This is a genomic window from Rhizobium sp. TRM96647 (assembly GCF_025780115.1).
Classification (GTDB): domain Bacteria; phylum Pseudomonadota; class Alphaproteobacteria; order Rhizobiales; family Rhizobiaceae; genus Mycoplana.
In genome coordinates this window covers 189,264-212,886 of the sequence record NZ_JAOXHF010000008.1, presented here as the reverse complement: position 1 = coordinate 212,886, position 23,623 = coordinate 189,264, and the positions used below count along the sequence as shown (strand labels likewise).

The 23,623-nt window shown below is 64.6% G+C and carries 22 protein-coding genes; 21 read left to right on the top strand and 1 reads right to left on the bottom strand.

Going from position 1 to position 23,623, the window contains the following annotated elements:
- Nucleotides 1-17: 17 nt before the first annotated feature.
- The 21 genes from OCK02_RS16695 (at nucleotide 18) to OCK02_RS16595 (ending at nucleotide 22,688) form a co-directional block, all read left to right on the top strand.
- A complete protein-coding gene (locus tag OCK02_RS16695) occupies nucleotides 18-623 on the top strand; it encodes an NADH-quinone oxidoreductase subunit C (protein WP_263814026.1) in 606 nt (201 codons plus the stop codon).
- A 48-nt stretch (nucleotides 624-671) separates the two neighbouring features.
- A complete protein-coding gene (locus OCK02_RS16690) occupies nucleotides 672-1,862 on the top strand; it encodes an NADH-quinone oxidoreductase subunit D (RefSeq protein WP_263814025.1) in 1,191 nt (396 codons plus the stop codon).
- Nucleotides 1,862-2,119, top strand: a complete 258-nt coding sequence (locus tag OCK02_RS16685) for a hypothetical protein (protein ID WP_230804078.1) — start codon at nucleotides 1,862-1,864, stop codon at nucleotides 2,117-2,119. Before OCK02_RS16690 ends, OCK02_RS16685 begins: the two co-directional genes overlap by 1 nt.
- A gap of 11 nt (nucleotides 2,120-2,130) precedes the next feature.
- Entirely contained in the window at nucleotides 2,131-3,231 is a 1,101-nt protein-coding gene (locus OCK02_RS16680) for an NADH-quinone oxidoreductase subunit E (RefSeq protein ID WP_263814024.1), read from the top strand.
- 10 nt (nucleotides 3,232-3,241) lie between these two features.
- A complete protein-coding gene (nuoF, locus tag OCK02_RS16675) occupies nucleotides 3,242-4,546 on the top strand; it encodes an NADH-quinone oxidoreductase subunit NuoF (RefSeq protein WP_230804081.1) in 1,305 nt (434 codons plus the stop codon).
- 4 nt (nucleotides 4,547-4,550) lie between these two features.
- Entirely contained in the window at nucleotides 4,551-5,279 is a 729-nt protein-coding gene (locus OCK02_RS16670) for a hypothetical protein (protein WP_263814023.1), read from the top strand.
- Nucleotides 5,280-5,400: 121 nt separating this feature from the next.
- Nucleotides 5,401-7,479 carry an NADH-quinone oxidoreductase subunit NuoG gene (nuoG, locus tag OCK02_RS16665; RefSeq protein ID WP_263814022.1) on the top strand — a complete coding sequence of 693 codons (2,079 nt, stop codon included), beginning with the start codon at nucleotides 5,401-5,403 and terminating at the stop codon, nucleotides 7,477-7,479.
- A gap of 19 nt (nucleotides 7,480-7,498) precedes the next feature.
- Entirely contained in the window at nucleotides 7,499-8,545 is a 1,047-nt protein-coding gene (gene nuoH / locus OCK02_RS16660; protein WP_263814021.1) for an NADH-quinone oxidoreductase subunit NuoH, read from the top strand.
- A gap of 37 nt (nucleotides 8,546-8,582) precedes the next feature.
- Entirely contained in the window at nucleotides 8,583-9,074 is a 492-nt protein-coding gene (gene nuoI / locus OCK02_RS16655) for an NADH-quinone oxidoreductase subunit NuoI (RefSeq protein WP_230804086.1), read from the top strand.
- Between the two features lie 142 nt (nucleotides 9,075-9,216).
- Complete coding sequence (locus tag OCK02_RS16650) at nucleotides 9,217-9,831, top strand: NADH-quinone oxidoreductase subunit J (RefSeq protein WP_230804093.1); 615 nt, start codon at nucleotides 9,217-9,219, stop codon at nucleotides 9,829-9,831.
- 28 nt (nucleotides 9,832-9,859) lie between these two features.
- Nucleotides 9,860-10,168, top strand: coding sequence for an NADH-quinone oxidoreductase subunit NuoK (gene nuoK / locus OCK02_RS16645; RefSeq protein WP_112599027.1), 309 nt, complete (start codon nucleotides 9,860-9,862; stop codon nucleotides 10,166-10,168).
- A gap of 6 nt (nucleotides 10,169-10,174) precedes the next feature.
- Nucleotides 10,175-12,172, top strand: coding sequence for an NADH-quinone oxidoreductase subunit L (gene nuoL / locus OCK02_RS16640; protein WP_230804095.1), 1,998 nt, complete (start codon nucleotides 10,175-10,177; stop codon nucleotides 12,170-12,172).
- Nucleotides 12,172-13,683: an NADH-quinone oxidoreductase subunit M gene (locus tag OCK02_RS16635; protein ID WP_230804097.1), complete on the top strand. Its 1,512-nt coding sequence runs from the start codon at nucleotides 12,172-12,174 to the stop codon at nucleotides 13,681-13,683. Before nuoL ends, OCK02_RS16635 begins: the two co-directional genes overlap by 1 nt.
- A gap of 17 nt (nucleotides 13,684-13,700) precedes the next feature.
- Nucleotides 13,701-15,143: an NADH-quinone oxidoreductase subunit NuoN gene (nuoN, locus tag OCK02_RS16630; RefSeq protein ID WP_230804099.1), complete on the top strand. Its 1,443-nt coding sequence runs from the start codon at nucleotides 13,701-13,703 to the stop codon at nucleotides 15,141-15,143.
- Nucleotides 15,140-15,907, top strand: coding sequence for a biotin--[acetyl-CoA-carboxylase] ligase (locus OCK02_RS16625; RefSeq protein WP_263814020.1), 768 nt, complete (start codon nucleotides 15,140-15,142; stop codon nucleotides 15,905-15,907). Before nuoN ends, OCK02_RS16625 begins: the two co-directional genes overlap by 4 nt.
- A 17-nt stretch (nucleotides 15,908-15,924) precedes the next feature.
- The gene (locus OCK02_RS16620; RefSeq protein ID WP_230804102.1) at nucleotides 15,925-17,592 is read left to right on the top strand and encodes a ribonuclease J; all 1,668 of its coding nucleotides are present in this window, start codon (nucleotides 15,925-15,927) and stop codon (nucleotides 17,590-17,592) included.
- 103 nt (nucleotides 17,593-17,695) lie between these two features.
- Nucleotides 17,696-18,100: a methylmalonyl-CoA epimerase gene (gene mce, locus OCK02_RS16615; RefSeq protein WP_263814019.1), complete on the top strand. Its 405-nt coding sequence runs from the start codon at nucleotides 17,696-17,698 to the stop codon at nucleotides 18,098-18,100.
- A 165-nt stretch (nucleotides 18,101-18,265) separates the two neighbouring features.
- Nucleotides 18,266-18,535 (top strand): DUF1467 family protein, encoded by a 270-nt coding sequence (locus OCK02_RS16610; RefSeq protein WP_230804106.1) that lies wholly within the window; start codon nucleotides 18,266-18,268, stop codon nucleotides 18,533-18,535.
- Between the two features lie 611 nt (nucleotides 18,536-19,146).
- On the top strand, nucleotides 19,147-20,475 hold the full coding sequence (proS, locus tag OCK02_RS16605) for a proline--tRNA ligase (protein ID WP_263814018.1): 1,329 nt from the start codon (nucleotides 19,147-19,149) through the stop codon (nucleotides 20,473-20,475).
- Nucleotides 20,476-20,684: 209 nt separating this feature from the next.
- Complete coding sequence (locus tag OCK02_RS16600) at nucleotides 20,685-21,992, top strand: lipoprotein-releasing ABC transporter permease subunit (RefSeq protein WP_263814017.1); 1,308 nt, start codon at nucleotides 20,685-20,687, stop codon at nucleotides 21,990-21,992.
- Between the two features lie 9 nt (nucleotides 21,993-22,001).
- On the top strand, nucleotides 22,002-22,688 hold the full coding sequence (locus OCK02_RS16595; protein WP_263814016.1) for an ABC transporter ATP-binding protein: 687 nt from the start codon (nucleotides 22,002-22,004) through the stop codon (nucleotides 22,686-22,688).
- Nucleotides 22,689-22,750: 62 nt separating this feature from the next.
- Here OCK02_RS16595 and OCK02_RS16590 read toward each other — a convergent pair whose 3' ends face one another.
- The gene (locus tag OCK02_RS16590; protein ID WP_263814015.1) at nucleotides 22,751-23,332 is read right to left on the bottom strand and encodes an FG-GAP repeat protein; all 582 of its coding nucleotides are present in this window, start codon (nucleotides 23,330-23,332) and stop codon (nucleotides 22,751-22,753) included.
- Nucleotides 23,333-23,623: the final 291 nt, after the last annotated feature.

The following is a 23,623-nucleotide window of genomic DNA, read 5'->3' as shown; positions in this document are numbered from 1 at the left end:
GGCAGGGGACTGACATCATGAGCGAGGCCCTCCAGGAGCTTGCCTCCTATCTCGGCGAGGTGCGCGGAAACCTGATTTCCGAGACCAAGCTCGCTTATGGCGAGCTGACGCTTTCGACCACGGCCGACAAGGTCATTGCGCTTTTGACCTTCCTGCGTGACGACGTGCAGTGCCGGTTCGTCAACCTGATCGACGTGTGCGGCGTTGACTGGCCGGCGCGCAAGGCGCGCTTCGACGTGGTCTATCACCTGCTGTCACCGCAGCAGAACGTCCGCGTCCGGGTCAAGGTCGAAACCTCCGAGTTCGAGCCGGTGCCGTCCGCCTTCGGCGTCTACCCGGGTGCCGACTGGTTCGAGCGTGAGGCCTACGACATGTACGGCATCCTGTTCACAGGCCATCCGGACCTCCGCCGCATCCTGACGGACTACGGCTTCGAGGGCCATCCGCTGCGCAAGGACTTCCCGACCACCGGCTTCGTCGAGGTTCGCTACGACGACGAGGTCAAGCGCGTCGTCTACGAACCGGTGCAGCTCAGGCAGGAATTCCGCAACTTCGACTTCCTCTCCCCCTGGGAAGGCACGGATTACGTGCTGCCGGGGGATGAGAAGGCGAAGACGAACTGATTTTCGGGCGCGCGTCCTTTCGATGCGGCGCCCATTGGAGCAAGCGGCATGACGGAACATAACGTCCGCAACTTTAATATTAACTTTGGTCCGCAACACCCGGCAGCGCACGGCGTTTTGCGCCTCGTGCTCGAGTTGGACGGCGAGATCGTCGAGCGGGTCGATCCGCATATCGGGCTGCTGCATCGCGGCACCGAGAAGCTGATCGAGACGAAGACCTACCTGCAGGCCGTGCCCTATTTCGACCGCCTCGACTACGTGGCGCCGATGAACCAGGAGCATGCCTATGCGCTGGCCGTCGAGAAACTCCTCGAGACCGAGGTGCCGATCCGCGGGCAGCTGATCCGCGTGCTCTATTCCGAGATCGGCCGTATCCTGTCGCATCTTCTCAACGTCACCACGCAGGCCATGGACGTCGGCGCGCTGACGCCGCCGCTCTGGGGCTTCGAGGAGCGCGAGAAGCTGATGGTGTTCTACGAGCGGGCGTGCGGCTCGCGCATGCACGCCGCCTATATCCGTCCCGGCGGCGTCCACCAGGACCTGCCCGACCAGCTGGTCGAGGACATCGGCAAGTGGATCGATCCGTTCCTCAAGACCGTCGACGACATCGACGAGCTCCTGACCGGCAACCGCATCTTCAAGCAGCGCAACGTCGACATCGGCGTCGTCAGCCTTGAAGACGCCTGGGCCTGGGGCTTCTCGGGCGTGATGGTGCGCGGTTCGGGTGCCGCCTGGGACCTGCGTCGCTCGCAGCCCTACGAGTGTTATTCCGACCTGGAATTCGATATCCCGATCGGCAAGAACGGCGACTGCTACGACCGCTACCTGATCCGTATGATCGAGATGCGCCAGTCGGCCAGGATCATGCGCCAGTGCGTCGACCGTCTTCTCGGCGACGCCCGGGTCGGTCCGGTCTCCTCGCTCGACGGCAAGATCGTGCCGCCGAAGCGCGGCCAGATGAAGCGCTCGATGGAAGCGCTGATCCATCACTTCAAGCTCTATACCGAGGGCTATCACGTGCCGGCCGGCGAGGTTTACGCCGCGGTCGAGGCGCCGAAGGGCGAGTTCGGCGTCTATCTGGTCGCCGACGGTTCCAACAAGCCCTACCGCTGCAAGATCCGCGCCCCGGGCTATGCCCACCTGCAGGCCATGGATTTCCTGTGTCGCGGCCACCAGCTTGCCGACGTTTCCGCCGTGCTCGGTTCGCTCGACATCGTTTTCGGCGAGGTGGACCGCTGATGATGCTTCGACTGAGCCTCGCCCTTGCAGCCCTCGCCGCATCGACGGCGATCGTCCACGCCCAGACCTCGGATGTGACCGCAGGAGCGGGCGCGACGCAGTCGACGATGGCAAGGCTCCTTGCCGACGGCTACGAGATCAAGGGCACGGCCCAGGCCAGCAGCCGCTACATCGTGTTCATGCAGAAAGAGAAGACGGCCTACGCCTGTCAGTTCGTCACCGTGACGACGACGCGCTGCGGGCTGATCACTGAATAAGGCGCCAAAGAATGTCCGTTCGTCGATTGGCCGATGAGGCCGTGCAGCCCGCAAGCTTCGCATTTTCCAGTGAGAATGCGGCCTGGGCGAAGGCAACGATCAACAAGTACCCGAAGGGCCGCGAGCAATCGGCGGTGATCCCGCTTCTCATGCGGGCGCAGGAGCAGGACGGCTGGGTCACCAAGGCCGCGATCGAGAAGGTCGCCGAGATGCTCGGCATGGCCTATATCCGCGTTCTCGAGGTGGCGACCTTCTACACCCAGTTCCAGCTGAAGCCGGTCGGCACGCGGGCTCACGTCCAGGTCTGCGGAACCACGCCCTGCATGCTGCGCGGTGCGGAAGACCTGATCCGCGTCTGCAAGAGCAAGATCCACGCCGAGCCCTTCGAGCGCAATGCCGACGGCACGCTGTCGTGGGAAGAGGTCGAATGCCAGGGCGCCTGCGTCAATGCGCCGATGGTGATGATCTTCAAGGACAGTTTCGAGGACCTGACCCCGGCGCAGCTCGAGGAGATCATCGATCGCTTCGAAGCGGGCGAGGGCGCGAGCGTCAAGCCCGGGCCGCAGATCGACCGCATCTATTCCGCCCCGATCGGTGGCCTGACGTCGCTGACCACGCCCGACGCGGCACCGGCAAAGCCCGCGGCGAAGCGGGCCGCCAAGCCTGCCGCCGAAGCTGCCTCCACGCCGCCCTCGAACGCTGCGCGGGCCAAGACCGCGGCCGAAGAGACCAATCCGGCGCTGAAGACGCCGGCGACCGCCAAGGCGGAAGCTGCGGCCAACGCCAAGGTGAAAGGCGAGACGCGCGCCGAAGGCGGCAAGCCGTCGCTGGAAGACAAGAACCGTCCGTCTGGCATCGAACGTCCGGCAACCCCCGACGACCTCAAGCTGATCTCCGGCGTCGGTCCGAAGATCGAGGGCATTCTGCACGAACTCGGTATCTTCACCTTTGCGCAGGTCGCAGGCTGGAAGAAGGCCGAGCGCGAATGGGTCGACGGATACCTCAATTTCAAGGGCCGCATCGAGCGCGACGACTGGGTCAAGCAGGCCAAGGCGCTCGCCAAGGGCGGCGAAGCGGAATACATCCGCGTCTTCGGCAAGAAGCCGCGTTGAAAGGTGAAACATGCTTAAGGATCAGGATCGCATCTTCACCAATATCTACGGCCTCAAGGACAAGTCCCTGAAGGGCGCGATGAGCCGCGGCCACTGGGACGGCACCAAGGGGATTCTCGAAAAGGGCCGTGACTGGATCATCAACGAGATGAAGGCGTCCGGCCTGCGCGGCCGCGGCGGCGCCGGCTTCCCGACCGGGCTGAAGTGGTCCTTCATGCCGAAGGAAAGCGACGGCCGCCCGCACTATCTCGTCGTCAACGCCGACGAATCCGAGCCCGGTACCTGCAAGGACCGCGACATCATGCGCCACGATCCGCACACGCTGATCGAAGGCTGCCTGATCGCGAGCTTCGCCATGGGCGCGCACACCGCCTACATCTATGTCCGCGGCGAGTACATGCGCGAGCGCGAGGCGCTGCAGGCGGCGATCGACGAATGCTATGACGCCCGTCTGCTCGGCAAGAACAACGTCCACGGCTGGGACATGGACATCTATGTCCACCACGGCGCGGGCGCCTATATCTGCGGCGAGGAAACGGCGCTGCTGGAAAGCCTCGAGGGCAAGAAGGGCCAGCCGCGCCTGAAGCCGCCGTTCCCGGCCAATATGGGCCTCTACGGCTGCCCGACGACGGTCAACAACGTCGAATCGATCGCCGTCGCACCGACCATCCTGCGGCGCGGCGCCACCTGGTTTTCGGCGATCGGCCGTCCGAACAACGTCGGCACCAAGCTGTTCATGATCTCCGGCCACGTCAACCGTCCCTGCACGGTCGAGGAATCGATGGGCATCACCTTCCGTGAGCTGATCGAGACCCATGCCGGCGGCATCCGCGGTGGCTGGGACAACCTTTTGGCGGTCATCCCCGGCGGCGCCTCGTGCCCGGTCGTCAAGGCCGAGGACATCATCGACTGCCCGATGGATTTCGACGGCCTGCGCGAAGTGAAGTCGTCTTTCGGCACCGCGGCCGCGATCGTCATGGACCGCTCGACCGACATCATCAAGGCGATTGCCCGCATCTCGGCCTTCTTCAAGCATGAGAGCTGCGGCCAGTGCACGCCCTGCCGCGAAGGCACCGGCTGGATGTGGCGCGTGCTGGAGCGCATGGCCAGAGGCAACGCGCAGAAGCGCGAGATCGACATGCTGTTCGACGTCAGCAAGCAGATCGAGGGTCACACGATCTGTGCGCTCGGCGACGCCGCGGCCTGGCCGGTTCAGGGCCTGATCCGCAACTTCCGCCCCGAGATCGAGAAGCGGATCGACCAGTACACCCACAACGCCATGGCGCACGGCGCCGTGCTGGAACCGGCGGAGTAAGGCGATGACGAAGCCGGCAGGACAGGAAGCTCAGGCAACCCGGGTCCCGCCGGCGGCAGCTGCGGCCGACGATCCTTTCGGACTGTCGCCATGGCTGAAGGAGATGCCGCAGGTGGCGATCCCGCCGCTGATGGCGCAGCCGGTGGCTGCGATGGCAGCCGTGACGGCGATCGGCTTCGGCCTGACCAGCCAGATCGCCGGCGCCGTGATCGGCGCGATGCAGGGAAGCGCCGAGCGGATGAAGGCGGTGCTGGACGACGCCGCGAAGGCCGATGGCCGCGCGGCGGGCGAGCCGGTTCGGGCGGGGCGGCAGGATGCCGCAGCCGGGGACGGTGTCGGCGGCGTGGTCGACGGGAAGGCTGCAAAACGCGCGGCCCCGGTACTGGCAATGAAAGCCGGGAGGGCGACGGCGCGCAGGGCGCCGGCGGCCGAAACGAAGAAGGCGTCTGAGGGGGATGGCCGCCCGGCCGTGACGAAGGTAAAGAGGCCGGTATCGGTCCGGAAGAGTTCCGGATCCGGGGCCGGAAAGACCGATGACCTGAAGGTGATTTCAGGGATCGGGCCGAAGCTGGAACAGGCGCTGAACGGCAAGGGGATTTTCCGCTTTGCCGATATCGCGCGTTGGACCGGTTCGGAGGTGGAGAAGATCGAAGCCGAACTCGGCCTCGACGGGCGGATCGCCCGCGACGGCTGGGTGGAGCAGGCAAGGACGCTGGCGAAGGCGAAGGGCTGAAGGCCCGGAGGCGACGGCAGCCGAAAACTGAGGCGGGCGACAGGCGCGATGGGCGCAGGCGCCTGCAACGGAAATGGCGCTGGCACGGCGAAAGCGGTGCATCGGAAGCGGGAAGACGGATATGGCAATTCTGAAAGTCGACGGAAAAGAGATCGAGGTTCCGGATCATTTCACGCTGTTGCAGGCGTGCGAGGAGGCCGGCGCCGAGGTTCCGCGCTTCTGTTTCCACGAGCGGCTGTCGGTTGCCGGCAACTGCCGCATGTGCCTTGTCGAGGTCAAGGGCGGCCCGCCGAAGCCGGCTGCCTCCTGCGCCATGAGCGTGCGCGACCTGCGTCCCGGTCCGAACGGCGAAGCCCCGGAAGTCTTCACCACCACGCCGATGGTCAAGAAGGCCCGTGAAGGCGTGATGGAGTTCCTGCTGATCAACCATCCGCTCGACTGCCCGATCTGCGACCAGGGCGGCGAATGCGACCTGCAGGACCAGGCGATGGCCTTCGGCATCGACAGTTCGCGCTATGCTGAAAACAAGCGCGCCGTCGAGGACAAGTATATCGGCCCGCTCGTCAAGACGATCATGAACCGCTGCATCCACTGCACGCGCTGCGTCCGCTTCACCACGGAAGTCGCTGGCATCAGCGAGCTCGGCCTCATCGGCCGCGGCGAGGATGCCGAGATCACCACCTATCTCGAGCAGGCGATGACGTCCGAACTGCAGGGCAACGTCGTCGATCTCTGCCCGGTCGGCGCGCTGACCTCCAAGCCCTTCGCCTTCACGGCCCGCCCGTGGGAGCTGAACAAGACCGAATCGATCGACGTCATGGACGCGGTCGGCTCGGCGATCCGCGTCGACACCCGCGGCCGCGAGGTCATGCGCGTGCTGCCGCGCGTCAACGAGGACATCAACGAGGAGTGGATCTCCGACAAGACCCGCTACATCTGGGACGGACTGAAGACCCAGCGTCTCGACCGCCCCTATGTCCGCAAGGACGGGCGCGTGCAGCCCACAAGCTGGGCCGAGGCCTTCGACGCGATCAAGGCGGCGGTGGCCGGCAAGCCGGGCGACCGGATCGGCGCGATCGCAGGCGACCTCGCCTCCGTCGAGGAGATGTATGCACTGCGTGAGATGATGGCCTCGCTCGGCTCGACCAGCCTCGATTGCCGCCAGGACGGCACGGCGCTGCACCCGGCCTTCGGCCGCGCCAGCTACCTGTTCAATCCGACGATATCGGGCATCGAGCAGGCTGACGCGCTCCTCATCGTCGGCGCCAATCCGCGCGTCGAGGCGGCTGTGCTCAACGCCCGCATCCGCAAGCGCTGGCGCATGGACGGCTTCCCGATCGCCGTCATCGGCGAACAGGCCGAACTGCGCTACGGCTATGAATATCTTGGCGCCGGCCCGGAGACGCTGTCCGAGCTGGTCGCCGGCAACGGTGCCTTCGCCGAGACGCTGAAGAAGGCCAAGAACCCGATGATCATCGTCGGCCAGGGCGCGCTGTCGCGCACCGACGGCCTGGCGGTGCTCTCGAATGTCCTCAAGCTGGCCGATGCCGTCGGCGCGGTCAACGCCGACTGGAACGGTCTCGGCATCCTGCACACCGCAGCCGCCCGCGTCGGCGGCCTCGACCTCGGCTTCGTGCCGGGCGAGGGCGGCAGGAAGGCATCCGAGATGCTGACCGACACCGACGTGCTGTTCCTGCTCGGCGCCGACGAGATGGACTTCTCGAAGAAGACCGCGTTCACGGTCTATATCGGCTCGCACGGCGACAACGCCGCCCACGTCGCCGACGTGATCCTGCCGGGTGCGGCCTATACCGAGAAGTCGGGCACCTGGGTCAACACCGAAGGCCGTGTCCAGATGGGCAACCGCGCCGGCTTCGCGCCGGGCGAGGCCCGCGAGGACTGGGCGATCCTGCGCGCGCTCTCCGACGTGCTCGGCAAGAAGCTGCCCTTCGATTCGCTGGCGCAGCTGCGCGCCAGGCTCTATGCGGCGCATCCGCATTTCGCCGGCGTCAACGAGATTGCCGAAGGCGACAGCGGCCAACTCGCCGCGCTTTCGAAAAAAGGCGGGAAGATGACCAAATCCGGGTTTGCGTCTCCCGTCAAAGACTTCTATTTGACGAACCCGATAGCGCGCGCCTCCGCGGTCATGGCCGAATGCTCGGCACTGGCCCGCAACAACTTCAAAGCCGCGGCGGAATGAGCGCGAGGGAATAGGCATTATGGACGCTTTCATTTCGAGCTATGTTTGGCCCGCGGTCATCATGATCGGTCAGTCGCTGCTGCTGCTGGTCGCGCTGCTTCTCTTCATCGCCTATATCCTTCTGGCCGACCGCAAGATCTGGGCCGCCGTCCAGCTGCGGCGCGGCCCGAACGTGGTCGGCCCCTGGGGCCTGTTCCAGTCGTTCGCCGACCTCCTGAAGTTCGTCTTCAAGGAGCCGGTGATCCCGGCCACCGCCAACAAGGCGATCTTCCTTCTGGCGCCGCTCGTCTCGGTGACGCTGGCGCTCGCCACCTGGGCGGTGATCCCGCTGAACGAGAACTGGGTGATCGCCAACATCAACGTCGGCATCCTCTACGTCTTCGCCATCTCCTCGCTCGAGGTCTACGGCATCATCATGGGCGGCTGGGCTTCGAACTCGAAGTACCCGTTCCTCGGCGCGCTGCGCTCGGCCGCACAGATGGTGTCCTACGAAGTCTCGATCGGCTTCGTCATCGTCACCGTCCTTCTCTGCGTCGGCTCGCTGAACCTGACGGACATCGTCAATTCGCAGCGTGACGGCATCGGCACCATGATCGGCCTGCCGGGCTCGTTCCTCGACTGGCACTGGCTGGCGCTGTTCCCGATGTTCGTGATCTTCTTCATCTCGGCGCTGGCCGAGACGAACCGCCCGCCCTTCGACCTGCCGGAAGCCGAATCCGAGCTCGTCGCCGGCTTTATGGTGGAATATGGCTCGACGCCGTACATGATGTTCATGCTTGGCGAATACGCCGCCATTTGCCTGATGTGCGCGCTGACGACGATCCTGTTCCTCGGCGGCTGGCTGCCCCCGGTGGACGTCTGGTTCCTCAACTGGGTCCCGGGCATCATCTGGTTCGTGCTGAAGGCCGGCTTCGTCTTCTTCATGTTCGCGATGGTGAAGGCCTTCGTGCCGCGCTACCGCTATGACCAGCTGATGCGGCTGGGCTGGAAGGTCTTCCTGCCGATTTCGCTCGCCATGGTCGTGATCGTCGCATTCGTGCTGAAGCTCACCGGGTGGACCGCCTGATGGTGGCCCCGCGTTTCAGCAGCATTGGAGCTAAGTAATGGCCAGTCTGTCGCAAGCCGTCAATTCGCTGTTCCTGAAGGAATTCGTCGGCGCCTTCTTCCTGTCGATGCGCTATTTCTTCCGGCCGAAGGCGACGTTGAACTATCCCTTCGAGAAGGGCCCGGTGTCGCCGCGCTTCCGGGGCGAGCATGCGCTGCGCCGCTATCCGAACGGCGAGGAACGCTGCATCGCCTGCAAGCTGTGCGAAGCCATCTGTCCGGCCCAGGCCATTACCATCGAGGCCGGCCCGCGCCGCAACGACGGAACGCGCCGCACGGTGCGCTACGACATCGACATGGTGAAGTGCATCTACTGCGGCTTCTGCCAGGAAGCCTGCCCGGTCGACGCCATCGTCGAGGGGCCGAACTTCGAGTTCGCCACGGAAACCCGTGAGGAACTCTACTTCGACAAGCAGCGGCTGCTCGACAACGGCGACCGCTGGGAGCGGGAAATCGCCCGCAACATCGCAATGGATTCGCCCTACCGGTAAGCCGGCAGGGCAGGGGACTGCCGCCCGTGAGGGCTGCGGACATCGAACGCTCAATATCTGCCCGGTGGCGCGGCCGCCGGGCTTCGACGGAAGAGGCGGGCTGAGACGCCGGTCTCTCCCGGGGAAGAAAAAAGGCACCAACATGGGTCTCCAGGCTCTCTTTTTCTATCTGTTCGCCTTCGTGGCAGTGGCGTCCGCCTTCATGGTGATCGCGGCGAAGAACCCGGTCTATTCCGTGCTGTTCCTCATCGTCACGTTCTTCAATGCGGCGGGTCTGTTCCTCCTGACCGGCGCCGAGTTCCTGGCGATGATCCTGCTGGTCGTCTATGTCGGCGCGGTCGCGGTGCTCTTCCTCTTCGTCGTGATGATGCTGGACATCGACTTTGCCGCGCTTCGTTCGGGCATCATCGAGCACGCGCCGGTCGGCGCGCTGGTCGGCCTGGTGCTGGCGGTGGAACTGATCGTGGTCATCGGCGGCTCGACGCTGTCGCCGGAGATCGCAAGCCAGGCGGCCCACCCGATCCCGCCGATCGCGGAGCGGACCAACACGGCTGCGCTGGGCGACGTGCTCTACACGAACTACGTCTACTTCTTCCAGATCGCCGGCCTGGTGCTGCTGGTCGCCATGATCGGCGCGATCGTGCTGACGCTGCGCCATCGCGAGCACATCAAGCGGCAGGACATCTCCGTGCAGGTCGCCCGCACGCCGGAGACCGCGGTCGAGGTCATCAAGGTCAAGCCCGGGCAGGGTCTCTGAGGCGCGCTGGACTTAAGGAATTTGCATCATGGAAATCGGTATTTCCCACTATCTCACGGTCAGCGCCATCCTCTTCACGCTCGGCGTCTTCGGCATCTTCATCAACAGGAAGAACGTCATCATCATCCTGATGTCGATCGAGTTGATCCTGCTTGCCGTCAACATCAACATGGTGGCCTTCTCGGCCTTCCTGAACGACATCGTCGGCCAGGTCTTCGCGCTGTTCATCCTGACGGTCGCAGCCGCGGAAGCCGCGATCGGTCTTGCAATTCTCGTCGTCTTCTACCGCAACCGCGGCTCCATCGCCGTGGAAGACGTCAACGTGATGAAGGGTTGAGCGGCCATGGATACCATCATCAAGGCAATCGTCTTCCTGCCGCTCATCGGCTTTCTGATCGCCGGCCTCGGCGGTAACGCGATCGGCGCCAAGGCTTCCGAATACGTCACCACCGGCTTCATGATCATCGCCTGCGCGCTGTCCTGGCTGGTCTTCTTCAACGTGGCGCTCGGCCACGAGGAGATGATCAAGGTCTCGCTGATGCGCTGGATCCAGTCCGGCAGCTTCGATGCCGAGTGGGCCTTCCGCGTCGATACTCTGACGGCCGTCATGTTCGTCGTCGTCAACACGGTGTCGACGCTCGTGCACGCCTATTCGATCGGCTACATGCACCACGATCCGCATCGGCCGCGTTTCTTCGCCTACCTGTCGCTGTTCACCTTCGCGATGCTGATGCTGATCACGTCGGACAACCTCGTGCAGATGTTCTTCGGCTGGGAAGGCGTGGGCCTGGCGTCGTACCTGCTGATCGGCTTCTGGTTCAAGAAGCCGTCCGCCAATGCCGCCGCCATGAAGGCCTTCATCGTCAACCGCGTCGGCGACTTCGGCTTCATGCTCGGCATCTTCACCGTCTTCTACCTGTTCGGCTCTGTCAGCTTCGAGACGATCTTCGCCACGGCCGCGACCTACCTGCCGGCAGAAGGTGCCGCGGACGCCGCCGAACCCGTCATCACGCTGTTCGGCATGCATCTCGACAAGGCCGATGCGCTGACGGCGGCCTGCCTGCTGCTCTTCATGGGCGCGATGGGCAAGTCGGCGCAGTTTTTGCTGCACACCTGGCTTCCGGACGCCATGGAAGGCCCGACGCCGGTTTCGGCCCTCATCCATGCCGCGACCATGGTCACCGCCGGCGTCTTCCTCGTCGCCCGCATGTCGCCGCTGTTCGAGCTGTCCCCGGATGCGCTCACCGTCGTCACCGTCATCGGCGCGATCACGGCCTTCTTCGCCGCGACCGTTGGCCTGGTGCAGAACGACATCAAGCGCGTCATCGCCTATTCGACCTGCTCGCAGCTCGGCTACATGTTCGTCGCACTCGGTGTCGGCGCCTATGGTGCCGCAATCTTCCACCTGTTCACGCACGCCTTCTTCAAGGCGCTCCTGTTCCTTGGCGCCGGCTCGGTCATCCATGCCGTCGACGGCGAGCAGGACATGCGCTACATGGGCGGCCTGCGCACCCATATCCCGGTCACCTTCTGGATGATGACGATCGGCACGCTGGCACTCACCGGCGTCGGCATTCCCGGCACGATCATCGGCTTCGCCGGCTTCTTCTCCAAGGATGCGATTATCGAGAGCGCCTTTGCCTCGCACAGCTCGGTCGCAGGCTTCGCCTTCACGCTGCTCGTGATCGCGGCGCTGTTCACCAGCTTCTATTCCTGGCGCCTGGCCTTCATGACCTTCTTCGGCAAGCCGCGCGCTTCGTCGGACGTCATGCACCACGTCCATGAATCGCCGGCGATCATGCTGGTCCCGCTCTACATCCTCGCCGCCGGCGCGGTGCTCGCGGGCGTGCTGTTCCACGACTACTTCTTCGGTCACCACTATGTGGAGTTCTGGAAGGGCGCCCTGTTCACCGGTCCGGAGAACGAGATCCTGGAAGAATTCCACCACGTGCCGCTCTGGGTGAAGTGGAGCCCGTTCGCGGCCATGGCGCTCGGCCTGTTCACGGCCTGGTACATGTATATCCGTCGTCCGGACCTGCCGAAGTACCTGGCGGACCAGCACCGCGGCCTGTACCAGTTCCTGCTGAACAAGTGGTACTTCGACGAACTGTACGACTTCCTGTTCGTGCGGCCGGCGCAGTGGATCGGCCGCCTGTTCTGGAAGGGCGGTGACGGTGCTGTCATCGACGGCCTCGGCCCGAACGGGATTGCCGCGCGCGTCCTCGACGTGACCGACCGTGTCGTCCGCCTGCAGACCGGTTACCTTTATCACTATGCCTTTGCGATGCTGCTCGGAATTGCGGCACTCGTAACCTGGATGATGCTCGGGAGTTCCTTCTGATGACCGATTGGCCGATTCTCTCCGCGGTCACCTTTCTTCCGCTGGTCGGCGTGGCGCTGCTGCTGCTGACCCGCGAGGACAGCCCCTACGGGCGGCGGAACATCCTGAACGTCTCGCTGCTGACGACCCTCTTCACCTTCGTCCTGTCGCTCTTCGTCTGGATCGGCTTCGACTATTCGAATCCGGGCTTCCAGATGATCGAGCACCATGAGTGGCTCGGCACCGGCATCGCCTATCACCTTGGCGTCGACGGCATCTCCATGCTGTTCGTCATCCTGACGACCTTCCTGATGCCGTTCTGCGTGCTCGCCAGCTGGAACTCGATCGAGAAGCGCCTGAAGGAATACATGATCGCCTTCCTCGTCCTGGAAGTGTTCATGGTCGGCGTCTTCGTCTCGCTCGACATCGTCCTGTTCTACGTCTTCTTCGAGGCGGGCCTGATCCCGATGTTCATCATCATCGGCGTCTGGGGCGGCAAGGACCGCGTCTATGCGAGCTACAAGTTCTTCCTCTATACGCTGCTCGGCTCGGTGCTGATGCTGCTCGCCATCATGGCGATGTACTGGCAGGCCGGCACGACCAGCATTCCCGAATTGCTCGCCTACAACTTCCCGCGGCAGATGCAGACCTGGCTCTGGCTCGCCTTCTTCGCCTCGTTCGCGGTGAAGATGCCGATGTGGCCGGTCCACACCTGGCTTCCCGACGCGCACGTACAGGCGCCGACGGCAGGTTCGGTGATCCTGGCGGGCATCCTTTTGAAGCTCGGCGGCTACGGCTTCCTGCGCTTCTCGCTGCCGATGTTCCCGCTGGCGTCCGACTACTTCGCGCCTTTCGTCTTCACGCTCTCGGTCGTCGCCATCATCTACACCTCGCTGGTGGCGCTCGTTCAGGAAGACATCAAGAAGCTGATCGCCTACTCCTCGGTGGCGCACATGGGCTATGTCACCATGGGCATTTTCGCCGCCAACGAGCAGGGCGTGCAGGGTGCGCTGTTCCAGATGCTGTCGCACGGCATCGTCTCCGGCGCGCTCTTCCTCTGCGTCGGCGTGGTCTATGACCGCCTGCACACCCGCGACATCTCGGCCTATGGCGGGCTCGTCAACAACATGCCGAAATATGCGGTCGCCTTCATGATCTTCACCATGGCGAACGTCGGCCTTCCGGGCACCTCCGGCTTCGTCGGCGAAATCACCACGATGCTCGGTGCCTTCCGCGCCAACACCTGGGTGGCCTTCTTCGCCGCCACCGGCGTCATTCTCTCGGCGGCCTACGCGCTCTGGCTCTATCGCCGGGTGGTCTTCGGCCCGCTGGAGAAGGAGAGCCTCAAGGCGCTGCTCGATCTTTCGGGCCGCGAGAAGGCGATCCTCTATCCGCTGGTGATCCTGACGATCTTCTTCGGCGTCTACCCGATACCCGTCTTCGACGCCACGGCGGCTTCGGTCGACGCGCTCCTCAACAACTACACCGCAGCCCTCGAAGCAGCGCAATCCGTTGCGCTCTCGGCGAACTGACGACGGGATGATCCGACATGACTGCTGAAATCCTCCTTTCCAGCCTTCAGCTCTCGACGCCCGAGATCATCCTGGCGCTGGGTGCCATGGCGCTCCTGATGATCGGCGTCTTCTCCGGCGAACGGTCGGCGACGACCGTCACCGGGCTTGCGGTGGCGCTTCTCATCATCGCCGGCGTCTGGCTGGTGCTTCGGGGTGGCGACGGCGTCGGCTATGGCGGCGCGTTCGTTTCCGATTCCTTCGCACGGTTCATGAAGATCCTGACGCTGATCGGCTCCATCACCGCCATGGTGATGACGGTGGGCCATGCCCGTTCGCAGCAGCTCGACCGCTTCGAGTTTCCGGTGCTCCTGGTGCTCGCGACGCTCGGCATGATGCTGATGATCTCGGCCAACGACCTGATTTCGCTCTACCTGTCGCTGGAACTGCAGTCGCTCGCGCTCTACGTCGTCGCCGCGATCAACCGCGACAGCGTGCGTTCCACCGAGGCCGGCCTGAAGTATTTCGTCCTCGGCGCGCTGTCGTCCGGCATGCTGCTCTACGGCATGTCGCTGGTATACGGCTTCACCGGGCACACCGGCTTCCAGGAGATCGCCTCGGCCCTGTCCGCCGAAGGCCGTTCGCTTGGCCTCGTCTTCGGCCTGGTGTTCGTCCTTGCCGGCATCGCCTTCAAGATCTCGGCCGTGCCGTTCCACATGTGGACGCCGGACGTCTATGAGGGCGCACCGACGCCGGTGACCGCCTTCTTCGCAGCCGCGCCGAAGGTCGCCGCCATGGCCATGCTCGTCCGCATCGTCATCGACGCCTTCGAGCCTGTCGTCGCCGACTGGCAGCAGATCATCGTCTTCATCTCGATCGCCTCGATGCTGCTCGGCTCGTTCGCCGCCATCGGCCAGAAGAACATCAAGCGCCTGATGGCCTATTCCTCGATCGGCCACATGGGCTACGCGCTCGTCGGCCTTTCGGCGGGCTCGATGGCCGGCGTGCGCGGCGTCGCCCTCTACATGCTGATCTACATGGTCATGACGCTCGGCACCTTCGCCTGCATCCTCGCCATGCGTCGCCGCGAGGGCGGCAATGTCGAGGCCGTCGACGATCTCGCCGGCCTGTCCACGACCAATCCGTTCATGGCGAGCGTGCTGACGGTGATGATGTTCTCGCTGGCAGGCATTCCGCCGCTCGCAGGCTTCTTCGCCAAGTACTTCGTCTTCATGGCGGCGATCGAGGCGCATCTCTATGCGCTCGCGATCATCGGCGTGCTGTCGTCGGTCGTCGGCGCCTACTACTATCTGCGCATCGTCAAGCTGATGTGGTTCGATGCCGCCACCGACGAGTTTGCGCGCACTCCCGGTGAACTGAAGCTGGTCTTCGGCGTTGCGGGCCTGTTCGTGGCCGGCTATGTCCTGATCGGCGGGCCGATCGGCGAAGCGGCGGAAGCCGCCGCCCGGACCTTCTTTTGACCGGCCGGACCGGCACCGGCCAGCTCTCGCTGGATGATTTCCGGCACGAAGCGCTGGTCGAGACCGTCTCGACCAATTCGGAGTGTTTCGAGCGCGCCCGCAAGGGCGCGCTTTCCGGTCTATGGGTGACGGCGGCGCGCCAGACCGGCGGCCGGGGACGGCGCGGCCGGCCCTGGACGTCGGAGCCCGGCAATCTCTACGCCTCGCTGCTCCTGATCGATCCGGCCCCCGTCGACCGGCTCGCCTCGCTTCCGCTCGCCGTGGCCGTTGCCGTCCAGGCCTCGATCACGTCTGTGATGCCGATCGCGGCCCCGCCGGTTGCGATCAAGTGGCCGAACGACATCCTGATCGAGAAGAAGAAGATCTGCGGCATCCTGGTGGAGGCGGAGACCCTGGCGGACGGCCGCCAGGCGATCGTGATCGGCTGCGGCATCAACGTCGCGGTCGCCCCGGAGGCAGGGCTCTATCCCGTCGCCCGGCTCACGGACTATGGCTGCGCGGTTGGGCCGGCGGAGCTCTTCGCCCATCTCTTCCGCGAGATGGCCGATATCCTCAGGCTCTGGGACAGCGCCAACGGCATCGGCGAGATCATGGCGCGCTGGCGCAAGGTCGCCGGCGGGATCGGCGAACGGATCACGGTCAACCTGCCGTCCCAATCAATTTCCGGGCGCTTTGCCGGAATTGATGATAGTGGTCTGCTCAGGCTTCAGACCGACGACGGCGGCGTGCGCTTGATCGCAGCCGGCGATGTTTTCTTCGAATAACCGGAAATTTTCAGAATATGGCAAACCAAGAAGACCTGGTGTTCCTGCCGCTTGGCGGGGTTGGCGAGATCGGCATGAATCTTGCGCTCTACGGCTACGGCACACCCGGTAACCGCAAATGGATCATGGTCGATTGCGGCGTGACCTTTCCCGGCCCCGAACTGCCGGGCGTGGACCTCGTGCTGCCCGATATCCGCTTCCTCGCCGAGGAACGCAGGAACCTGAAGGGCATCGTCATCACCCATGCCCACGAGGACCACTACGGCGCCCTGAACGACCTGTGGCCCGGCCTCAACGTGCCTGTCTATGCATCGCCCTTCACCGCCGGCATGCTCGAGGCCAAGCGTGATTACGAGCGCAGCCGCACCGAGATTCCGGTGACGATCTTCAAGCAGGGCGACCGGATCAATCTCGGTCCGTTCGAGATCGAGGGTATCGGCGTCAACCACTCTATCCCCGAGCCGATGTCGCTGGCGATCAAGACGCCGCTCGGCACGGTGATCCACACCGGCGACTGGAAGATCGACCTCAAGCCCTCGCTCGGGCCGCTCACCGACGAGGCGCGCTTCCGCAAGCTCGGCGACGAGGGCGTGCTGGCGCTGGTCTGCGACAGCACCAATGCGCTGCGCGACGGTGTCTCGCCGTCGGAGGAAGAGGTGTCGCAGAGCCTGGCGAAGATCATCGAGAGTGCCGAGGGCCGCGTCGGCATCACCACCTTCTCGTCGAATGTCGGCCGCATCCGCTCGGTCGCCAAGGCCGCCGAGATGGCCGGCCGTGAGGTGCTGCTGCTCGGAAGCTCGATGAAGCGGGTGACGGCGGTGGCGCGCGACATCGGCCTGATGGAGGGCATCAAGCCCTTCATCGACGAGGACGAGTTCGGCTACATCCCGCGCGACAAGGTCGTTGTCATCCTGACCGGCAGCCAGGGCGAGCCGCGGGCCGCACTCGCCAAGATCGCCCGCGACGAGATGCGCAACGTCGCCTTCACCGCCGGCGACACGATCATCTTCTCCTCGCGCGCCATTCCCGGCAACGAGAAGGCGATCAACGACATCAAGAACGGCCTGGTCGACCAGGGCATCCACGTCATCACCGACAGCGAGGCGCTGGTACACGTCTCCGGCCATCCCCGCCGCAGCGAGTTGCAGCAGATGTATGCCTGGACCCGGCCGCAGATGGTCGTGCCGGTGCATGGCGAGGCCGCGCATCTGGTCGCCCATGCCGAACTCGCTGAGCAGTCGGGCATCCCGGTCGTGCCGCGCGTGCGCGACGGCAAGATGCTGCGGCTCGCTCCGGGCGCCCCCGAGATCATCGACGAGGTCCATTTCGGCCGCATCTTCAAGGACGGCAACCTGATCGGCGACTTCGACGAGATGGGCATCGGCGACCGTCGCAAGCTTTCGTTCGTCGGCCACGTGGCGGTCAACATCGTGCTCGACGCGCGCTACGACTTCCGCGGCGATCCCGACGTCGTTCCCTACGGGCTGCCGCAGTTCGACGACGAGGGCGAGGACATGGGTGACACGCTCTATGACGCCGTTCTCGGCGCGGTCGAGAGCATTCCGCGCGCGCGGCGCAAGGACCTCGGCACCGTCCGCGAGGCGGTGCGCCGGGCCGTGCGCGCCATGGCGAACGAGGTCTGGGGCAAGAAGCCCGTCGTCACCGTCTTCGTCACCAGGGTATGACGACGGCGGGCGGCTGAAGCGCGTCGCGCGCGCAGCGCATTGGCGGCGGCGACAGGCGGACCATCTTTCGGAAACAGGCTGGCACGCGCAGGAGGAGGCGGGAATGCTGGGACGGGTCAATCACATCGCCATCGCCGTGCCGGACCTGACCGCGGCGACGGCATCCTATCGCGACGTGCTCGGCGCCCGTGTCAGTGCTCGGCAGGCACTGCCGGAACACGGCGTCACCGTCGTCTTCGTCGAATTGCCGAACACCAAGGTCGAACTGCTCGAACCGCTGGGCGAGGGCTCGCCGATCGCAGCCTTTCTGGAGAAGTCGCCCGCCGGCGGCATGCACCATATCTGCTACGAGGTGGACGATATCCTTGCCGCCCGCGACAGGCTCGTTGCCGGCGGCGCTCGGGTGCTCGGCGACGGGACGCCGAAGACCGGCGCGCATGGCAAGCCGGTCCTGTTTCTGCACCCGAAGGATTTCTTCGGCACGCTGATCGAACTGGAACAGGTGTGACCGCAGGCCACAGCCGGCGGATTTGAATTGCCGCGGCCATGGGGGTAAGAAGCCATGGCGGCAGTCGCGCGGCAAGGGCCGCCGCCCTCGCATCGGCCGTGACCGGTGCTATGCCATCAAAGTCTTGCGCAGTGGCTCGCGGGCCCGCGCCATCGGGTATCGGACATGACGCTGTTTTCGCTCTTCGCCGTCTATTTCATCATCTGGTGGGTGACGCTCTTTGCCGTGCTGCCGTTCGGCCTGCGCACCCAGGCCGAGGAGAACGAGGTCGTCCCGGGTAGCGTCGAGAGCGCGCCGGCGCGCTTCAGGATCTGGCGCGTCCTTCTCGTCACCACGCTCGCCGCCGCCGCCGTCCATGCCGCCTGGTATGTGCTGTCGGTGAAACTCGGCTACGGCTTCGACGCCATCCCGCAGTTCTTCCCGAACTTCGACTGATACATTCGTTTTTCTGAAGAGCTTGTGCACGCTGGCGTTCACTTCGGCGCCGGGCGAGCGGATGATTGGTCAAGCGGCGGGACGGCGCCGCCATGCGTAGGTTTGTCGCATCGCCGCTGTCGTGTATTTGTCATACAAAATCTGTAAGGGAAGGCTGGCAATTGCCAAAGGCAAAAAAAAACAAGGCTGAAAGCCTTGTTTTTAAAGTATCGCGTGATCTTTGCCCGTTTCCGGTGGCAGCGGCTAGGCGCGCCAAGATCTGATCCTCCCAAGACTTGACCGCGAAATTGGCAAGAATTTGTACTTCCTGCCTGTTTTGTGGCCTGAAACTAGCTCAAAGGTTGGGCGTTGTCATCTGATTTTTTGCATATTTGTTACACTTGGAGAAATTTTTTCCGTTGACTTTATAATCGCCATTCACGTTATTGTCATCCCCCGCTTTCCGGGCCCCGTTCCCGATCTCCCGCGCGATCCGGCATTCGGACGATTTCGTCGAAGCACGGTGCGTCCGGGTTCACTTCCGCCGGTGAAGCGTCTATGAACGCTCCGAATTCAACGTCATTTCGCCCGAATCCACGGCTAGGCGAAACCTGTCTCTTTGGAACCCCGCCATGCGTCTTTCCCGCTTCTTCATGCCCATCCTCAAGGAAAATCCCAAGGAGGCGGAAATCGTCTCGCATCGGCTGATGCTTCGCGCCGGGATGATCAAGCAGCAGTCGGCCGGCATCTATACCTGGCTGCCGCTCGGCAAGCGCGTGCTGGACAAGGTCAACGCCGTTATCCGCGAAGAACAGAACCGCTCGGGCGCGGTCGAACTCATCATGCCGACCCTGCAGTCGGCCGAGCTCTGGCAGGAGAGCGGGCGCTACGACGCCTATGGCAAGGAGATGCTGCGCATCAAGGACCGCCAGGACCGCGCCATGCTCTACGGCCCGACCAACGAGGAGATGATCACCGACGTCTTCCGCTCCTACGTCAAGTCCTACAAGGACCTGCCGCTGAACCTCTACCATATCCAGCTGAAGTTCCGCGACGAGATCCGTCCGCGCTTCGGCACCATGCGCTCGCGCGAGTTCCTGATGAAGGACGCCTATTCCTTCGACCTCAACCGCGAGGGGGCGGAGCACGCCTATAACCGCATGTTCGCCGCCTACCTGCGCACGTTCACGCGCCTCGGCCTGCGCGCGATTCCCATGCGCGCCGATACCGGCCCGATCGGCGGCAACCTCAGCCACGAGTTCATCATCCTGGCCGATACCGGCGAATCCGAAGTGTACTGCCACAAGGATTTCCTCGGCTTCGATATTCCCGGCGAGGACACGAATTTCGACGACGTCGCCGGCCTGAAGGCGATCTTCGACAAGTGGACGTCGCGTTACGCGGCCACCTCCGAAATGCACGACGAGGCCGCTTTCGCAGCGATCCCCGAGGGCGAGCGCCTGTCCGCCCGCGGCATCGAGGTCGGCCACATCTTCTATTTCGGCACGAAGTATTCCGAGGCGATGGGCGCCAAGGTCCAGGGACCGGACGGCAAGGAGCACGCGGTCCATATGGGGTCCTACGGCATCGGCCCGACCCGGCTCGTGCCGGCGATCATCGAGGCCTCGCACGACGAGAACGGCATCATCTGGCCGAAGGCGGTCGCTCCCTTCGAGGTGGTGGTGATCAACATGAAGGCGGGCGACGCGGCCTGCGACGCGGCGAGCGAGACGATCTACGGCGCGCTTCTGAAGGCGGGCGTCGACGTGCTCCTCGACGACAAGGACGAGCGCGCGGGCACGAAGTTCGCCACCGCAGACCTGATCGGCGCGCCGTTCCAGGTCGTCGTTGGGCCGCGCTCGGTCGCAGCCGGCGAGGTCGAGGTCAAGGACCGCAAGACCGGCGAGCGCGAGACGCTGACGATCGACGCCGCGATCGCGCGCCTGACGTCGGCCGGCTGAGGTCAGGCGGGCCGGGGCCGGGCAAGTGCGCGACGGGGGCGGAATCAACATTCCGCCATCACCGTAACGCCCTAATTCCACTGCATAATTTTACCCGCAAATCGATTCCGGTTTCGGCGATTATGCAGTAGCATCAGGCGCAGATTCGAGATGCTGCCGAATCGCGTCCGCCGGGCGCGGGCTTCGGTGGCGACAGGACCGGAGGTATCATGGCGGAAGCGACGGGCGAGGGCACCGTGGTCGAGGCGAAAGCGGCGCCCGCAAGCCGCCCGTTTTCCGGCTTCGAACGCATGGTTGCATGGCGCTACCTCCGCTCGCGGCGCAAGGAAGCGTTCATCTCCGTCATCGCCGGCTTCTCCTTCATCGGCATCATGCTCGGCGTCGCCACGCTGATCATCGTCATGGCAGTGATGAACGGGTTTCGCACCGAACTGATCTCGCGCATTCTCGGCATCAACGGTCACATGATCGTCCAGCCGATCGACGGGCCCTTCGACAACTACGCGGACCTGGCCGAGCGCTTCTCGAAGGTGCCGGGCGTCAAGCTGGCGATCCCGCTGGTGGAGGGCCAGACGCTCGCCTCCGGCGCCGGCGGTGCTGGAACCGGAGCGCTCGTCCGCGGCATCCGCGCCGATGACTTCACCAGGCTCAAGACCGTCTCCGACCACATCAAGGCCGGCGACATGGTCGGTTTTGCCGCCGGCGACGGCCTTGCGATCGGCGCGCGCATGGCCGAGCAGCTCGGCATTTCCGCCGGCGACCAGATCACGCTGGTGGCGCCCGAGGGCGACGTGACCCCGCTCGGCGTCAATCCGCGCGTCAAGAGCTACACCGTGTCCGCGGTCTTCGAGATCGGCATGTCGGAATACGACGCCACGATCATCTACATGCCGCTGGAGGAGGCCCAGCTCTATTTCAACGCCGAAGGCCTGGTGCAGTCGATCGAGCTGTTCGTCGACAATCCCGATGCGGTCGACGCGCTCCGCCAGCCGCTGGAGGCCGCCGCCGAGCGACAGATCTACATCACCGACTGGCGCCAGCGGAACCGCACCTTCTTCTCCGCGCTCGAGGTCGAGCGGAACGTGATGTTCATGATCCTGACGCTGATCGTGCTCGTCGCCGCGCTGAACATCATCTCCGGGCTGATCATGCTGGTGAAGGACAAGGGCAGCGACATCGCCATCCTGCGCACCATGGGCGCCAGCTCCGGCTCGATCATGCGCATCTTCTTCATGACCGGGGCCGCGATCGGCACGGTCGGGACGATCGCCGGCGTGCTGCTCGGCGTCGTCGTCTGCCTCAACGTCGAATCGATCCGCCAGTTCTTTTCCTGGCTTTCCGGCCAGACCCTGTTCGATCCGGAACTCTATTTCCTCAGCCAGCTTCCTGCGGACATGAATTTCGGCGAGACGGTCTCGATCGTCGTCATGGCGCTGGCGCTGTCCTTCCTGGCCACGATCTTCCCCGCATGGCGCGCCTCCAAGCTCGATCCCGTGCAGGCCCTGCGGTATGAATAGGACCGACCGATGAACGCGCGCGTGGCACTCAAGTTGACCGGCGTCGATCGCCACTATGGCCAGGGCGAGACGGTGCTGTCGATCCTCAAGGGCGCGGACTTCACCCTGCGCAGCGGCGAGATCGTCGCGCTCGTGGCGCCTTCGGGCACCGGCAAGTCGACGCTCTTGCACGTCGCCGGCCTGCTGGAGCGGCCCGATGCCGGCGACGTCGTCGTCAACGGCCATGCCTGCGCCGGGCTGGGCGACGAGGAGCGCACGGCGATCCGCCGCAACGAGATCGGCTTCGTCTACCAGTTCCATCATCTCCTGCCGGAGTTCTCGGCGCTGGAGAACATCATGATGCCGCAACTGATCGCCGGCCTTTCCAAGCCGGAGGCCCGCGAACGGGCGAGGCAACTGCTCGACTACATGCGCATCGGCCATCGCGGCGACCACCGCCCCTCGGAGCTCTCCGGCGGCGAGCAGCAGCGCGTGGCGATCGCCCGAGCCGTTGCCAATGCGCCGATGCTGCTTCTGGCCGACGAGCCGACCGGCAATCTCGACCCCGAGACGGCCGGCTACGTGTTCGAGGCGTTGCAGGCGCTGGTGCGCCAGTCGGGGCTGGCCGCGCTGATCGCTACCCACAACCACGAGATCGCCTCGCTGATGGACCGCCGCGTGACCATCGAGGACGGCAAGGTGCGCGATATGCAGTGAGCCGCGGTCGCGGCTCTTCGCGGTCCGGTCCGGCCGGTTCGGTCCGCCGCGCCCGAATTCGGCTATTCTTGCGCCAGCCCGCAGGCCTTCCGCCCGATCTCGTCGCGCCAGTCCTCGAATGCGACCTGCGCGCCCTCGGTCGCGACCGGCTTGCCGTTCGCGATTCCCTTGCCGGTCAGCACGTTCAGGTCGCAGCTTTCGGTGTGGTTCGGATCGAGCGTGTCGTAGGCGGAATAGGTGTAGCCGGCGACGACGAACCGGGAATCGCGATAGGCAATGGTAACGCGCTGCTCCCAGCGGTCGCGCCCGATCGCGCTGTTCTGCGAGGTGAGCTCGATCGAGCCGTTCGCAAGAGCGGCCACGCCCGCCTCCTGTCCGTAGACGGTGCTGCTGCCCCAGATCCAGTTCGGCGCCGAGGCCTTCAGCGACAACCGCGACGCACCGTCGTCGGCGAGATAGATGTAGACGCCGCTGTCGTCGTCGCTGCCATCCGGCGGCCTTGCGATCACGGCGAGGTCCTGCACCCCATCCCGGTTCCAGTCTCCGACCGCCGCCGCCGTGATCCGGTCGGCGGGGAAGTCGCCTGCCGTTGCCGCTGCCGGCAGCAGGACGGCGAGGGCGAGCGGCAGTGCGGTCCTCGTCATGCGCGTTTCCCTGTTCGGTGCGCCCGGAGAATAGGAAATGCCTCGAGGACAGTCCAGCGTTCGCGCCCGCCGTGCCGGAACGGCTATTGCAAAATCCGGGGTTGACGCAAGAACAAAAATAGAACAAAATAAAAACATAAACAGATTGGAGACGTCAAATGACCGATTTCATGCGTGAACTCGCCGCCTTTACCTCCATTGCCATGTTCGTTGCGAGCCTGTCCGTCCTCGCTCTCGGCCTGTAACCTCCGCGACCGCCGACCGTATCGCTCCGCATCCGCAATGATCTCG

Coding starts and splice junctions, on each gene's coding strand:
- OCK02_RS16635 (WP_230804097.1), top strand. CDS start 12,172: ATGACCGATTGGCCGATTCTCTCCGCGGTCACCTTTCTTCCGCTGGTC.
- proS (WP_263814018.1), top strand. CDS start 19,147: ATGCGTCTTTCCCGCTTCTTCATGCCCATCCTCAAGGAAAATCCCAAG.
- nuoI (WP_230804086.1), top strand. CDS start 8,583: ATGGCCAGTCTGTCGCAAGCCGTCAATTCGCTGTTCCTGAAGGAATTC.
- OCK02_RS16600 (WP_263814017.1), top strand. CDS start 20,685: ATGGCGGAAGCGACGGGCGAGGGCACCGTGGTCGAGGCGAAAGCGGCG.
- nuoL (WP_230804095.1), top strand. CDS start 10,175: ATGGATACCATCATCAAGGCAATCGTCTTCCTGCCGCTCATCGGCTTT.
- OCK02_RS16610 (WP_230804106.1), top strand. CDS start 18,266: ATGACGCTGTTTTCGCTCTTCGCCGTCTATTTCATCATCTGGTGGGTG.
- OCK02_RS16620 (WP_230804102.1), top strand. CDS start 15,925: ATGGCAAACCAAGAAGACCTGGTGTTCCTGCCGCTTGGCGGGGTTGGC.
- OCK02_RS16590 (WP_263814015.1), bottom strand. CDS start 23,332: ATGACGAGGACCGCACTGCCGCTCGCCCTCGCCGTCCTGCTGCCGGCA.
- OCK02_RS16670 (WP_263814023.1), top strand. CDS start 4,551: ATGACGAAGCCGGCAGGACAGGAAGCTCAGGCAACCCGGGTCCCGCCG.
- nuoN (WP_230804099.1), top strand. CDS start 13,701: ATGACTGCTGAAATCCTCCTTTCCAGCCTTCAGCTCTCGACGCCCGAG.
- mce (WP_263814019.1), top strand. CDS start 17,696: ATGCTGGGACGGGTCAATCACATCGCCATCGCCGTGCCGGACCTGACC.
- nuoH (WP_263814021.1), top strand. CDS start 7,499: ATGGACGCTTTCATTTCGAGCTATGTTTGGCCCGCGGTCATCATGATC.
- nuoF (WP_230804081.1), top strand. CDS start 3,242: ATGCTTAAGGATCAGGATCGCATCTTCACCAATATCTACGGCCTCAAG.
- OCK02_RS16690 (WP_263814025.1), top strand. CDS start 672: ATGACGGAACATAACGTCCGCAACTTTAATATTAACTTTGGTCCGCAA.
- nuoG (WP_263814022.1), top strand. CDS start 5,401: ATGGCAATTCTGAAAGTCGACGGAAAAGAGATCGAGGTTCCGGATCAT.
- OCK02_RS16595 (WP_263814016.1), top strand. CDS start 22,002: ATGAACGCGCGCGTGGCACTCAAGTTGACCGGCGTCGATCGCCACTAT.
- nuoK (WP_112599027.1), top strand. CDS start 9,860: ATGGAAATCGGTATTTCCCACTATCTCACGGTCAGCGCCATCCTCTTC.
- OCK02_RS16650 (WP_230804093.1), top strand. CDS start 9,217: ATGGGTCTCCAGGCTCTCTTTTTCTATCTGTTCGCCTTCGTGGCAGTG.
- OCK02_RS16685 (WP_230804078.1), top strand. CDS start 1,862: ATGATGCTTCGACTGAGCCTCGCCCTTGCAGCCCTCGCCGCATCGACG.
- OCK02_RS16680 (WP_263814024.1), top strand. CDS start 2,131: ATGTCCGTTCGTCGATTGGCCGATGAGGCCGTGCAGCCCGCAAGCTTC.
- OCK02_RS16695 (WP_263814026.1), top strand. CDS start 18: ATGAGCGAGGCCCTCCAGGAGCTTGCCTCCTATCTCGGCGAGGTGCGC.